Genomic DNA, 13,618 nt, shown 5'->3' with positions numbered 1-13,618 from the left:
CACCTCATCGACCGCCTGCTGGCCGGCGGCCTGCTGCCCCGCGGCTCCGCGATCGGCTTCATCTCCTCCGCCGCCGGCCTCGGCTGGGAAGCCAACCTCCCGGTCCTCAAGGAATACCTCGCCATCACCGACTTCGACGAAGCCACGAAGTGGGCCGTCGAAAACGGCAAGGCCGACTACATGTGGAGCAAGCAGGCCGTCTGCGCCTACGTCGCCACCCAGGCGATGCCCCTGCTCAAGCAGGGCATCCGCATCAACGCGATCTGCCCCGGCCCCACCGACACCCCCCTCGCCCAGACGAACAAGGAGACCTGGCTCGGCTTCGGCGCCGACTACCGGGCCGAGCTGGGCATCGAGGCCGCGACCTCGCTGGAGCAGGCCTACCCGCTGCTGTTCCTGGTCAGCGACGCCGCCTCCGCCATCAACGGCATCACCATCGTCACCGACTCGGGGTACTTCTCCGCCGGCCTCACCGAGGTCTTCCCCCCGGCCACACCCATCGTCCGGTTCCTCTCCGGCCGCTAGGCCCGACGCATGACCGTGCCGGGTGCCGGGTGCCGGCACCCGGCACGGTCGCTGACCGCCCCCGGCGGGACGGCGGTAACACGGGGGCTCCTTCCCGGAACAGGGTGGAATGACAACCACGAACAGTGACGAGCGGCTGCCGGACGCGCACATCATCAACGAGCTCGGATTCCAGACGACCCGCGTGGGCGACGAGCTCCACGGGTCCGCGGCCGTCGTTCCCGAGATGTTCGTGCCCGGTACGACCAGCATCCGCACGTCGATCCTCGCCACCTGGGCGGACATCGTCGCGGGATACATGGTGCTGGACTTCCTCCAGCCGCGTGTCCCGGTCACCCTCGACCTCGACATCCACGTCCACGAACCGCTGCGGGAGCTCGAGCGGGTCGACGCCGCCGGGCGCCTGGTGAAGAAAGGCCAGTCGGTCGCGGTCATCGAGATCGAGCTGACCGGCGCCGACGGCCGCGGCATCGCCGCCGGCGTAGCCTCGTTCATGGCGGCCCCCGACCCGGCGATGCTGATGGACCCGGAGATGCTGCGGCGCCGGGAGCTGCCCGTGCAGCGCGGTCGGCTGCGGGTCCCCTTCGCCGAGCGCGCGCGGTGCGAGATCCGCGAGCCGGGCGTCGCCGTGCTGGCGCACGGGCACGACGGGCTGAACGCGTCCCGCAGCCTCAACGGCGGGCTGATCGCCCTGGCGGCCGAGGAGGCCGCGCTGTCCCTCGCCGCGGGCCCCACCAGCCTTTCGGTCCTGGCGTTGCGCTACCTGCGGCCGGTGCGAACCGGCCCCGCCGTTGCGACGGCGACCGTGGGACCCGGCGGCCTCGGCAAGGTCGAGGTCCGGGACTCCGGAGACGGCGACCGGCTCGCTGTCTACGCCGTGACCAGGACATTCCCGGCCGCGGCCGGCCGCGGCACACAGACGGCCCCGGCCCGCTGACGGCCGTGGCACAGAGAGGACGACCAGCAGCGATGCGCCCACTCCCCGAGCTCACCCCCGCCACCGAGTGGTTCTGGACCTCCGGCGCCGACGGCACCCTGCGGGTGCAGGGCTGTTCCGACTGCGGGCAGCTCGTTCACCCGCCGGTGCCGATCTGCCCGAAGTGCCGCAGCCGCAACTGGGCGCCGACGGCGGTGTCCGGCCGGGCCACGGTCGTCGGGTTCACGGTGAACGCGCAGCAGTGGTCACCGGCGATGAAGCCGCCGTACGTGATCGCCAACGTGGCCCTGGTGGAGGACGCCAGCGTCCGGCTGACCACGAACATCATCGGCTGCGAGCCGAAGGACGTGCACATCGGCCAGGAGGTCGACGTCCGGTTCGAGCAGCACGAGGACGTCTGGCTCGCCCTGTTCGAGCCGACCGGCACGACCGACCCGACCGACCGCGTCGGTGAGCCGAACCTGCCCACCCCCCGCGCGCCGCTGAGCTCGGACCGCTTCGAGCACCGCGTGGTCCTCTCCGGCATCGGGCGCTCGGCGATGGGGCGCCGACTCATGGTCGACCCGCTGTCACTGACCGTCGACGCCTGCCTCAAGGCGGTCGAGGACGCCGGTCTGCGACTGGAGGACATCGACGGGCTCTCCACCTACCCGGGGGCCGGCGCGGCGGGGATGAGCGAGGGCGGGGTGAGCGCCGTCGAGGAGGCGCTGCGCATCCACCCGACCTGGACGAACGGCGGCGGCGACCTGCCCGGCCCGGGTGGGTCGGTCATCACCGCGATGATGGCCGTCGCCTCGGGCCTGTGCCGGCACGTCCTGTGCTTCCGGACGGTGTGGGAGTCCACCTACCGGGCGCTCGGCCTGGGCCAGGCGCCCGCGCGGGTCTCCAACCCGTCCTCGCTGTGGCGCGCGCCGTTCGGGGCGCTGTCGGCGGCGAACTGGATCGCCATGAACGCCAACCAGTACTTCCACCGTTACGGCGCCGATCGGGAGATGCTCGCCGCGATCGCCCTCAACGGCCGGGCCGGCGCGGCGCGCAACCCGGCGGCCATCTACCGGGAGCCGCTGACCCTCGACGACTACATGTCGGCGCGGCCCATCACGACGCCGTTCGGGCTCTACGACTGCGACGTCCCGTGCGACGCGTCGATCGCGGTCATCGTCTCCGACGCCTCGGTGGCCGGCGACCTGCCGAAGCCGGCCATCCGCGTCGAGGCGGTCGGGACGCAGATCCTCGAGCGGGTCTCCTGGGACCAGGGCATCATCACGCACGAGCCGCAGGTGCTGGGCCAGTCCTCGCATCTGTGGACCAGAACGGACATGCGCCCCTCGGATGTCGACCTGGCCCTGGTCTACGACGGCTTCACCTTCAACGCGATCTCCTGGATCGAGGCGCTGGGATTCTGCGGCATCGGCGAGGCCAAGGACTGGCTGGACCAGGGCCGGCGGATCGCGATCGACGGCGAGCTGCCCGTCAACCCGCACGGCGGCCAGCTCTCCGAGGGCCGCACCCACGGGTACGGGTTCTTCTACGAGGCGATCACCCAGCTTCGCCACGAGGCCGGCGAGCGGCAGGTCGCCGACGCGCGGACGGCCGTGGTCACCTCCGGCGGCGGCACGCCGTCCGGCGTACTGCTCCTCCAGCGCGACGACGTGTGAGCCGCGCCGGAACCCATCAGCGCAGCGCAGGAGCCCATCGGCGCAGCACGGAGACGTAACGACGCAGCACCGGGACAGAGCGGCACCAAGAGGCACGTTGCGGACGGATCAAAGCCGTACCAGTTATGACATAGTCACGGTCATGACGGAACTAAGCTGGGATCCGTTCGACAAGGTGATCCACCTTGCGCCATACGACGTGTGGCGCCGGATGCGCGACGAGGCGCCGGTGTACCGCAACGACAGGCTCGACTTCTTCGCACTGTCGCGGCACGCCGACGTCGAGGCCGCCCACCGGGATCCGGCGACCTACAGCTCGGCGCACGGCACCGTCCTGGAGATCATGTCGCCGGAGCCGATGCAGACCGGGCTCATCATCTTCATCGACCCGCCGACGCACACCGAGCTGCGCACCCTGGTCTCCCGGGCGTTCACCCCCCGGCGGATCTCGGCGCTCGAGGACTCCATCCGGGCCCTGTGCGCCGAGATGCTCGACCCGCAGGTGGGCGGGAGCGGGTTCGACTACGTGCAGGACTTCGCGGCCCAGCTCCCGTCCAAGGTCATCTCCGAGCTGATCGGGGTCGACCCTGCGGACCGCGAGGACGTCCGCCAGCTCATCGACCAGACCTTCCACCTCGAGGAAGGCGCCGGGATGATCAACGACATCTCGTTCGGCGCCCAGATCAGGCTGCACACCTACTGGAGCGAGCAGATCGAGCTCCGCCGCCGCCAGCCCCGCGACGACATGATGACCGCTCTGGTCGAGGCGGAGGTCAAGAGCGAAACCGGCTCCCGGCGCCTCACCACGCAGGAGGCCGCCGACTTCACGAACCTGCTCGTCAGCGCCGGCACCGAGACGGTCGCCCGGCTGCTCGGCTGGGCGGGTTTCGTCCTGGCCGCGCACCCCGACCAGCGCGCCGAGATCGCCGCCGACCCGTCACTGATCGGCAACACGATCGAGGAGCTGCTGCGCTACGAGGCGCCGTCCCCGGTGCAGGGCCGGGTGCTGACCAGGGAGGTGGAGCTGCACGGCACGGTCCTCCCCGCCAAGTCGAAGGTCCTGCTGCTCACCGGCTCGGCCGGCCGGGACGAACGGAAGTACCCCGACGCCGACCGGTTCGACATCCACCGCCGGTTCGACAGCCATGTCTCCTTCGGCCACGGCGTGCACTTCTGCCTCGGCGCCTCCCTCGCCCGACTCGAGGGGCGGGTCGCGCTGCAGGAGACCCTGCGCCACTTCCCCGAATGGGACGTCGACCACGACCGCGCCGTGCGGCTACACACCAGCACGGTCCGTGGCTACGAAAAGCTCCCCATCACCCTCTGATAGCACACTGACCGCGGTCCTTCCCGGACTGGTCAGGCGGTCTGTGATCGGCGGCATCCCCGTGTCGTCGGCGTTGGGAGCGGACGCGGGCGCCTTCGCGACGTTGCGCGGCCGACATGATGGAGTGGCGGGCTTCAGGCTCGGGTGAGACACCCCTGAGCGAGATCGTGTCCCGGCCGGAGATCCGCGACAGCCCGGCCACCCGCTGGACCGACGGGCCGGCGAGCACCAGCGGCTGGTGGCTCAGCTGGACCGCTTCCCCCATGCTGCGCCCGATGCCGATCGCAGCCTCGGCCGCAGCTGGGCCTGACCGGCGCCGGCGCGGGTCGATGTCCACCGTCCAAGGACCCTCAGCGGACCCTCATGCGATGGATCCCCATGGACCACCTCCGTCGTTGGACTCGAGCGACCCCGGGGTCCTGCGTCGACTCCGCGGAGTGACCGGAAACGGCGGCCCCGCCCAGTCCCCGAATTAACGCCGGTGTCCGAGTTCCGGCATCCCATGCATGGCGCAGAAGAGCGACGACGAACACCAACCCAAGACCGGAAGGGGTTTTCGTGATTTCCCTCCGGGATGGCCAGGGGGTTCTTAGGGGGTCGCTTCCCCAGTTCCGTCTGTAGCCTCGTCTCGTCCCATTTTCCGGCATGTCGAATACTCGGCCCGCGAAACTCCGCCCGCCCCAGCCGGATCAGCGATTTGTTTCGAGGAAGGCATCCCAGCGACGATGCTCAACAGACGGTCACTTCTGCGGACAGGTGGCGGCTTCGTTCTCGCCGCAGCCTCTGCCGGCGCCGTCGGCGCGCCGGTCTACAGCGCCGCCGCGGCCAGCCCGGCGGCGAACATACAAGGTCTGCGATCATGGTTGTCCGGCGACCTGGTCCTGCCATCAGACCAGGGTTACAACCTCGCGAAGCAGATCTACATTGCCTCCTACGACGCCATCAACCCCCTGGCCGTCGCGTACTGCGAGAACGCGGATGACGTACGCAACTGTGTACGGTTCGCGCGCGAGGCCGGCATTCCGCTACACGTCCGCAGCGGCGGGCACAGCGCGGGCGGCTGGTCGACCGGCGATGGCCTGGTCGTCGACCTGTCCCGGATCAACCACGCGACACCCTCCGGCAGGACGGTGAACGTCGGCCCGGGCGCGAAGTCGATCGACGCGGTCACCGCACTGCGCCCGTACAACAAGCAGATCGCCACCGGCACCTGCCCAACCGTGTCGCCCGGCGGGTACCTTACCGGCGGCGGCATCGGTCACCAGACACGCAGGTTCGGCCTGGCCAGCGACCGGCTGGTCTCGGCCCAGGTCGTGCTGGCCGACGGCCGGGTCGTGCGCGCCTCTGAGCACAGCGAGCCGGACCTGTTCTGGGGGCTGCGTGGCGGTGGCGGCAGTTTCGGGATCGTCACGAACTTCGAGGTCCGGCCAGTCGACGCGCCCCGCATGACCTTCTTTCTCACGACCTGGGCGTGGGACCACGCCGAGGACGTCTTCATGGCCTGGCAGCGCAAGATGCTCGGGGCTCCCAATTCTCTGGCTTCCCAGTGCATCCTTGTCCTGCCGGACGCCGCCCCGCAGGCGGTCCCAATCGTGGTGATCACTGGTGCCTACTACGGTTCGGTGGAAGGGACCGAGAATGCTGTGAACGACATCGCCGCACAGGCCGGCGCCCAGCCGACCAGCAGGACCGTGAAGGACCTGCCGTACGCCGAGGCGATGCAGCACGTGTACGGCTGTGAACAGTTGACCGTCGAGAGGTGTCACCGGGTCGGCCAGACTCCGACAGCGGAGCTCAAGCGCCCAGAGGTCATGCGTGAAAGTCACCGGCTGTTCGCCCGGGCGTTCACCAGGACCGAGGTCGGTACCATCCTGTCCGCCTGGAACGTCGAGCGCCGCGCCGGCCAAAACCGCGTCATGCACTGCATGGCGCTCGGCGGGGAGGCCGCCACAATACGCCGTTCGGCCACCGCGTTCGTACACCGGGACGCGAAGTTCGTGATCGGATTTGCGGCCGGATGCTCCGCCAGTCCCGACGATATCGCGGCGGCCACGGCGCTCGCTGACCGCGGCGCGCAGGTACTCGATCCTCTGTCGATCGGCGCGTACGTCAACTTCCCGAGCAACACACTGCCCAACTGGCAGACGGCCTACTACAAGGAGAACTACCGTCGGCTGACCCAGGTGAAGAGGAAGTACGACCCGGACAACTTCTTCCGACACGCGCGCAGTATCGGAGTCTGACTCCGCCAGGCGACCGTGGGAACTCGCTGACGGGCACCGGACCGGCCCGACTGTAATCGTCGGATTCACCGGTCCGGTGCCGTCTGGGCCGGGCTGGACCGCTGCCGGCAAATCCGCCGACTACCTCGCCGGGGTCGGCGGACCGATCTCGCAGTCCGTCGGGCTGGCTTCGATGCCCAGCAGAACGGCCAGGTCGGCGATCCGGTGGAGCACGGCGGCCGGCTGCTCCCGCAGCAGCGGCGCCTCGTCAACCCCGGCCCACAGCGCGGCCACGGCGGCCACACCGGCAGCCCGCGCACTACGCAGGTCGGTCACCGCGTCACCGATCATGATCGTCTCCTCGGCGTCGGCCTCGAGCAGACGCAGTGCCCGCAGGACGATGTCCGGCGCGGGCTTGGGCCGCGCCACCTCGTCCGATCCAATGATGTGCTCGAACTGGTCGAGGACACCCAGGCCATCGAGCAACGAACGGGCCCGGGAGCCGCTCTTGCCAGTCGCGACAGCGAGTGGAATTCCCCTGGCTCGCAGCGCGCGAAGAGCTTCCGGAATTCCCTCGAACATCCGGACCTGATGCGCGAGTCGGTAACTTTCGCGGATGAATGGCCGTTCCATCTCGAGAGGCAGCCCCATGATTCTCATAATGTCCGGAAAATAGCGGCCGAGGTGCTTGTTGTATTCCGCGAAGGGTGCGGGACCGTCACCAACGGTCTCGGCGTAGGCGATGGTGAAGGCTTGACGCATCACATCGAAACTGTCGACGAGCACCCCGTCGAGGTCGAACACGATCGCCGACACCCGCCGGCCGGTCGTGCCGAACAGCCGGCTCCGGTCAACCGTCATCGCGACTCCTCACGTCGAAAGATCACAGCCCGGCGTTGACCGCCGGCACCGGAGAGATCGTGGTCGAAGAGATGGCGCCTGCCGCCCGCCGCGCGGAGGCGTAAAAACGCTCGATGACCTCGATCGTCACCCGGGCCTCCGTGATCGCGAGGCCACGGCTCGCCGGATCCCTGAGCGCACCAGCGAGCTGGTCGAGCTGGCGGTCGTACTCGGCACCGACGGATTCCTCCGGAGTCGGCACGATTGTTGTCACACCGGCACGGGTCACCGAAAGCACGGAATCCTGTTGGCGGTTCGGGCTGAAACCGAAGGTGCAGCGCAGCTCAGCCCGGCCAGCACTGCCCTCCAGCACGATCAGCGTCGTGTCGAGCGCATGATGGGAGGCCCAGCTGGCATGCAGGGCAACCGAGACTCCACCGGTACCGACCAGGAAACCGCGGGCGGTGTCTTCCACATCACCCCAGGCGGGTCGGGTCTTGTCCCCACGCCAGGCTGCATCCCAGGTACCCGCACGGAGGAAGTCGTTCGAGACCGTGCCGACAACCTGTTCGTAACTGGCTGCCCCGACCAGGGGCCCCACCGTGTCGAGGAGGTGCCACCCGAGATCGATGAGCGCGCCGCCGCCGGAGCGGCGGCGGTCGGTGAACCAGCCGCTACCGGCGGGAATGCCGCGGGCCCGAATCCAGGCCAGCTCCACGTGGCGGATCTCACCGAGCCCGGTCGCCACCCGGCCGAGCGTCAGCATGTCACCGCGGTAACGGGCGGCGCTACCCGCCAACAGAACCGCTCCGCCCGCCTTCTCGGCCGCGGCGAGTTGGTCGGCCTCCGCCGAGGTCAGGCAGACCGGCTTCTCCAGAAACACCGGCATGCCCCGCTCCAGCAGTCCGGCGGCCACAGGGGTGTGCAGGTTGTTGGGCACGGCCACGACGGCCAGGTCGACCCCCGTTCCGGCCAGGCCGTCGAGGTCGGGCAACAGCGCGATTCCGGGAAAGGCCCGCACGGCGGCGGCACGGGACTCAGGGTGGGGATCCGTCGCCGCCACGATTTCAAAGGCAGGGTGGGACAACAGACGAGGCAACCAGATCGACCGAGCCGCCCAGCCCAGGCCGACCATCGCCACCCGCACTGGTCGCGTCACAACGCCGCCAGCGCGTCGGCGATAATCTGTGTGACGAGGTGCATCTGTTCCTCGGTGCCGAGCAGAGTGCGATGATGCAGCCAGATTCCGTCCTGGTAGATGGCCTCGGTGTTCGGGCATCGGGCGGCGATCTGGTCGACCGACATATCCGGGGTGCCGACCTCCCAGAACCCGCTGCAGCGGTATATCGCACGGAAGACGGCGAAGGCAGGAAGTCCTCCCTCGATCAGCCTGTCAACCAGTTCGTTGCGCGACTGCTCCGACAGGCCTGGGACCCGGAACATCGCCATGTACCTGGGATTGCGATCAGCTCGGCTGTCCGTTGCCTGCGGCAGGACCCCAGGAATCTCGTTGAGCAGGCGCGCCAACACCGGCCAGCGCTGCTGTCGCGTCATGATCTGCCCGTCCAGCCGGGCGAGTTGGGCGCGCAGGATACTGGCGGAGAACTCGTTGAGCCGGAAGTTCGAGCCGGACGTACGGTGGAAGTAGCCCCGGTCGCCACGCGGTCGGCCACAGGAGTGCCGCAGGAAGCCGCTCTCGTACTGTTCGGTGGTGGGAAAGGTGACCGCACCGCCCTCGCCCGCCGTCATGAGCTTGCCGTTCTGGAAGCTGAACGCGGCGATCGAGCCGAGCTCGCCCACCCGCTGGCCCTGCCAGCGGGCTCCATGCGCGTGAGCGGCGTCCTGGATCACCGGCACGTCTGCGTCGGCCGACAGCTTGACGAGTGCATCCATGTCAGCGAACTGGCCTGCCATGTGCACGGGCATGATCGCACGGGTTCGCGGCGTGATGGCCTCGGCGACCGCAGCAACGTCGATGCAGTAGGTCTCGAGGTCGACGTCGACCGGGATCGCGACGGCCCCGAGCCGCTGCACCGCCTGGGAGGACGAGATGAAAGTAAAGGCCGGCACGATGACCTCGGTACCCGGGCCAACACCGAGCACCTCAAGGGAAAGCTCGAGCGCGTGCGTGCCGTTGGTGACCGCCAGGGCGTGGTCCGCCCCGTGGTACTCGGCGAACTCGCGTTCAAAGGCATCGACCTCACCGCCCCCCATCCGCCACCACTGGCCCTGCTCGAGCGCGCGGACGAGACCTGCGCGCTCGGTGTCATCGAACTGCGGCCACTCAGGAAACTCCAGCGGCTGCGACGGAATGCCGTCCATCTTTTCCACACTTTCTCACGAGAAAGAACCGGAAATTTGCCGGTCGACGCCAGGGAAAAAATAACCACAGCCAGCAGTCGAACCGAGCTCGGGAACGTCCGACAAAAAAGCTACCCGAGGCTCGACACGCTGTCATTCCCCCTTACCACCCCCCTATTTTCCCCTTGTTTGAACAGCTGGGTCCCGACGGGCGCCGGCAGCGACAGACAGCCGGAGACGACCGAGCCCCGACCAGCGAACCGTTCAGGATGAAAGCAAAATCGCCAGGACCTCCACCATTAACGGTGGAGGTCCTGGCGGCGCGACGTGCAACGGTCAGCTCTGGCTGACGGCCTCGATCTCCAGCTCGATCTTCACCTTGTCCCCGAGCACCGCGCCCGACGGGCCGCCGGTGACGCCGAAATCCGCACGGCTGATCTCCGTGCTGGCGGAGAAGCCGGCGACCTGAGTCCCGCCGAACCCCGCACCGAATCCATTGACTTCCAGCCGCAGCACCACCGGCCGGGTGACGCCACGCAGGCTGAGCTCGCCGTCGACCAGGTAGGCGTCGCCGTCGAGCTGGGTACCGGTCGAGGTGAAGGTCATTTCAGGGAACACCTCGACGTTCAGGAAGTCCGCCCCACGGACCTGTTCGTCGCGCTGGTCGTTCGCGGTGTTGAGCGACGCGGTCCGAATCGTCGCGGTCACCGACGAGCCCAGCGGGTGGGCGGCGGTGACGACGCTCCCCGAGAAATCGTCGAATCGACCCCGGACCTTCGAGACGCCCAGATGACGGATGACGAACGAGATACTGGAGTGCGCCGGGTCGATCGTCCACGTGCCGACGACATAGCCCGGGATCCCGGTGAGCTGGGTGGTCATACCAGGTCCTTTCCGGAGCGAGTTCTACCGAGCGGTTCTGGGCGCGGTCTGGTGGAACAACGGGATGACCGAGGCCGCCACGACAACATGCATGATCACCAGGCTGAGCTTCGTGCCGGTAGTGGCGTCAGCAGAGAGGACCGGAGCGAACGAGAGCAGCAGTACCAGGACCGCGAGCCCCGTCCAGATGGCCGTCCCCCGGGAAAGGAACCGCTCCAGGAGTATGAGTACCCCCCACCCGAGCAGTGCGGCGACCAGCGCCATCACGATGACGATGCCCAGGCCCACCTCGGTCGGGGCGTTACCCTCACCCTGCTTGACCAGAAACTCGACATCGGCGGCCTTGGCGATCGCCCACACGATCGCCGCCGCCACCACTGCGGCGCCTACACCGACAGCCCGCAATCGCAGGTTGGCGGAGATGGTTGGTCTGGAGGATGATCCGAGCCCGCTGGCGTCGGTGGTCATAGTGGTGCTCCCTGGATAGCACGCCTGTATGAACGGCGCGGAGATGGCGAGAGGATGAGAAAGGAAAGAACTAATTCATCAGGCCTGGACCCGGAGGCTCGCGGCAATGCACCGTGGGCAGGGCACGGCCGAGAACCGGTTCCGGAGCCCGGTTCCGGGAATGCGGTCAGGAACTCGTCGCGCCCGACGCCGTGGTTGAGGACTTCGCGTTCTCGAATACCGGCGGCGGGGCGTCAGTGGGCGGTGCGCCGGGACCTGGCGGCCCGGGAGGGCTGGGCACACGCCTGAGCACCAGCAGCCCGACGAGGAAGGCGGCGACGGCCAGACCGGTCGCGATCCCGGCGGCCAGGTGGAAGCCCTCGGTCAGTGCCACAGCGTGACTGTCGCCCGCGGCAAGCCGGCTGTTCGTGTAGGAGGCTGCGGCCACGGCCAGGGCCGCGATACCCAGCGAGTCGCCGACCATGCCCGAGGTACCGGACAGACCCGAGGCAACGCCGGCCTCAGCCGGCGTGCTGATGGCCATGCATAGCGTCAGCACCGCCGGCATCGCCAACCCGCCGCCCGCCCCGACCAGCACGGCCACCGGCAGGATGTCCACGACGTAGCTCGGGTCGACGGGTGTCCGGATGGCCAGGGCAAGGCCGGCACCGAGGACGGCAAGGCTGCCCAGCAGCACCTGGCGCGGGCCGTACGCCGCCGTCAGCCGGGCCGAGAGCCCCAGCGAGGCGGCGGCACCGAACACCGCGATCGGCAGGAACGCGAAACCGGTGGCCAGTGGCGAGTAGCCCACGACCTGCTGCAGGTAGAGCGCGACCAGGATGTTGAACGAGACCGTGGCCGCCACGAGCAGGAGATGGACGAGGTTGGCGCCGGTGATGACGCGCGACCGGAAGATGCCCAGTGGGATGAGCGGGAGATCTGCGGTTGCCTCCCGGCCGACGAAGGCGGCCAGCAGCGCGATGGCGCCGAGCCCGAAGCCGATGGTGTGGACGGATCCCCAGCCGTTCTCGCCGACGGTCGCGATCGTGTAGACCCCCAGCATCAACCCACCCGTCACAAGGATGGCTCCGAGCACGTCGACTCCCCTGCCGAGGCCGGCAGGGGAGTCCGGCGGCAGCAGCTTCCCGGCGAGGACGCCGGCCGCGATCCCGATGGGAACGTTGACGAAGAAGACCCAGTGCCAACTGATGCTGTCGGTCACGACGGCACCGGCCAGGATCCCGACCGAGGCGCCGGAGGCAACGACGAAGCCGAACGCACCCATCGCCTTGCCCAGCTCACGAGGCTCGGTGAACAGGGTGAAGACGATGCTCATCAGGACCGCGTAGGCCATCGCGGCCCCCATGCCCTGCACGAACCGGGTCGCGATGAGCATCTCCTGGGTCCGGGACAGCCCGCACAGGGCCGAGCTACCGGTGAAGACGACCAGCCCGGTCAGGAACACCGTCTTGCGGCCGATCAGATCCCCAAGCCGGCCAGCCAGCAACAGCAGGCCACCGAACCCCACTGTGTAGGCATTGGTGACCCAGGCGAGGTGCGCCTGTTCGAAGCCCAGGTCGTCCTGGATCGACCGCAACGCGACGGTCACGACGCTGATGTCGATGACGATCATCATCTGCATCGAACAGAGCGCCGCAAACGCCAGCCAGCGGGCCCTGGCCATCGTCTGGGCTGACTGGGACATGAGGTTGCCTCCCGAGGTCGCCGCCTGTGTGGACGCAACCGTTGCTGATAGTTAAGTTCGGCATTATCCAATCCGGAACAAGGTGTCGCGGTCAAGTCCCGACGCGATCCTTTAGTTTTGGAACTATCTGCTCAGGTACTATCCGGCCATGGGAGCAACGGCACCGGAGCAGACCCAGACCGACCTGATGTACCTGCTGTCCTGGTCCAGCCATGCGCTCGCGACCGAGCTGGCCATGGGTCTTGCCCATCTCGGGATCTCCCAACGGGCGCACTGCGTGCTGTTCCAGGCCCTGGCGGGGAACCAGACCCAGAGCCGCATCGCGGAGGCATGCGGCCTGGACAAGACGACGATGGTCGTGACAACCGACAAGCTGGAGAAGGACGGTCTGGTTCGGCGCGAACCGTCACCAGAGGATCGGCGGGTCCGGATCCTCGTGGTCACCGAGAAAGGACGCGACCTCGTCGCCCGCTCGCGGACGATCGTCGATGCGGTCCACACCGACGTGCTTTCGGCGCTGCCGCCACATCTGCGGGAGGCATTCGTCGAGAGTCTGACCACTCTCGTCAGCGGCAGACTCTCGACCTTCGCGGACTGCGAGCAGCGGCCTCGCCGGCGGTCGCACCCAACATGACGGCCCGCCTACGGAACCGGCCGACCCCCACCCCTGCCGCGGCGGCCGGCACGCCGGCCGCCGCAGGACCGATGATGATCAGTTCCAGGCGACCGGGAGGGAGTGCACGCCGTAGAACGCCATGGTGCGTCGCATCGGCA

Annotated in this window: 12 protein-coding genes; 6 read left to right on the top strand and 6 right to left on the bottom strand. The window is 68.6% G+C overall.

Translation table 11 applies throughout. The features are described from left to right. The 5 genes from MXD62_RS21670 to MXD62_RS21650 all read left to right on the top strand — a co-directional run. The coding region (locus tag MXD62_RS21670; RefSeq protein WP_248831319.1) for an SDR family oxidoreductase at positions 1–525 on the top strand (525 nt) is incomplete at its 5' end. Positions 526–634: 109 nt separating this feature from the next. Beyond that, positions 635–1,462, top strand: a complete 828-nt coding sequence (locus MXD62_RS21665; RefSeq protein WP_248831318.1) for a PaaI family thioesterase — start codon at positions 635–637, stop codon at positions 1,460–1,462. A 32-nt stretch (positions 1,463–1,494) separates the two neighbouring features. Beyond that, entirely contained in the window at positions 1,495–3,120 is a 1,626-nt protein-coding gene (locus MXD62_RS21660; RefSeq protein WP_248831317.1) for an OB-fold domain-containing protein, read from the top strand. Positions 3,121–3,262: 142 nt separating this feature from the next. Then, positions 3,263–4,447: a cytochrome P450 gene (locus tag MXD62_RS21655; RefSeq protein WP_248831316.1), complete on the top strand. Its 1,185-nt coding sequence runs from the start codon at positions 3,263–3,265 to the stop codon at positions 4,445–4,447. A gap of 725 nt (positions 4,448–5,172) precedes the next feature. Next, positions 5,173–6,690, top strand: coding sequence for an FAD-binding oxidoreductase (locus tag MXD62_RS21650; protein WP_248831315.1), 1,518 nt, complete (start codon positions 5,173–5,175; stop codon positions 6,688–6,690). A gap of 120 nt (positions 6,691–6,810) precedes the next feature. Here the strand turns inward: MXD62_RS21650 and MXD62_RS21645 are convergent, their stop codons facing one another. The 6 genes from MXD62_RS21645 to MXD62_RS21620 all read right to left on the bottom strand — a co-directional run bounded on the left by MXD62_RS21645 (position 6,811) and on the right by MXD62_RS21620 (position 12,844). Then, positions 6,811–7,530 (bottom strand): HAD-IA family hydrolase, encoded by a 720-nt coding sequence (locus tag MXD62_RS21645; protein ID WP_248831314.1) that lies wholly within the window; start codon positions 7,528–7,530, stop codon positions 6,811–6,813. A gap of 22 nt (positions 7,531–7,552) precedes the next feature. Then, positions 7,553–8,644 (bottom strand): Gfo/Idh/MocA family protein, encoded by a 1,092-nt coding sequence (locus MXD62_RS21640; protein WP_248831321.1) that lies wholly within the window; start codon positions 8,642–8,644, stop codon positions 7,553–7,555. Between the two features lie 20 nt (positions 8,645–8,664). Beyond that, a complete protein-coding gene (locus MXD62_RS21635) occupies positions 8,665–9,831 on the bottom strand; it encodes a DegT/DnrJ/EryC1/StrS family aminotransferase (protein ID WP_248831320.1) in 1,167 nt (388 codons plus the stop codon). A 315-nt stretch (positions 9,832–10,146) separates the two neighbouring features. Beyond that, a complete protein-coding gene (locus MXD62_RS21630) occupies positions 10,147–10,692 on the bottom strand; it encodes a YceI family protein (protein WP_248831313.1) in 546 nt (181 codons plus the stop codon). A gap of 24 nt (positions 10,693–10,716) precedes the next feature. Then, on the bottom strand, positions 10,717–11,160 hold the full coding sequence (locus MXD62_RS21625) for a DUF6069 family protein (RefSeq protein WP_248831312.1): 444 nt from the start codon (positions 11,158–11,160) through the stop codon (positions 10,717–10,719). Between the two features lie 166 nt (positions 11,161–11,326). Then, a complete protein-coding gene (locus tag MXD62_RS21620; protein ID WP_248831311.1) occupies positions 11,327–12,844 on the bottom strand; it encodes an MFS transporter in 1,518 nt (505 codons plus the stop codon). 148 nt (positions 12,845–12,992) lie between these two features. Here MXD62_RS21620 and MXD62_RS21615 point away from each other — a divergent pair, with 148 nt between their 5' ends. After that, complete coding sequence (locus MXD62_RS21615; protein WP_248831310.1) at positions 12,993–13,478, top strand: MarR family transcriptional regulator; 486 nt, start codon at positions 12,993–12,995, stop codon at positions 13,476–13,478. Positions 13,479–13,618 lie beyond the last annotated feature (140 nt).

The sequence above is a fragment of the Frankia sp. Mgl5 genome (assembly GCF_023242985.1).
Lineage (GTDB): Bacteria > Actinomycetota > Actinomycetes > Frankiales > Frankiaceae > Parafrankia > Parafrankia soli.
The sequence above is the reverse complement of the archived record's forward strand: the minus strand, read 5'-3'. Positions and strand labels throughout refer to the sequence as shown.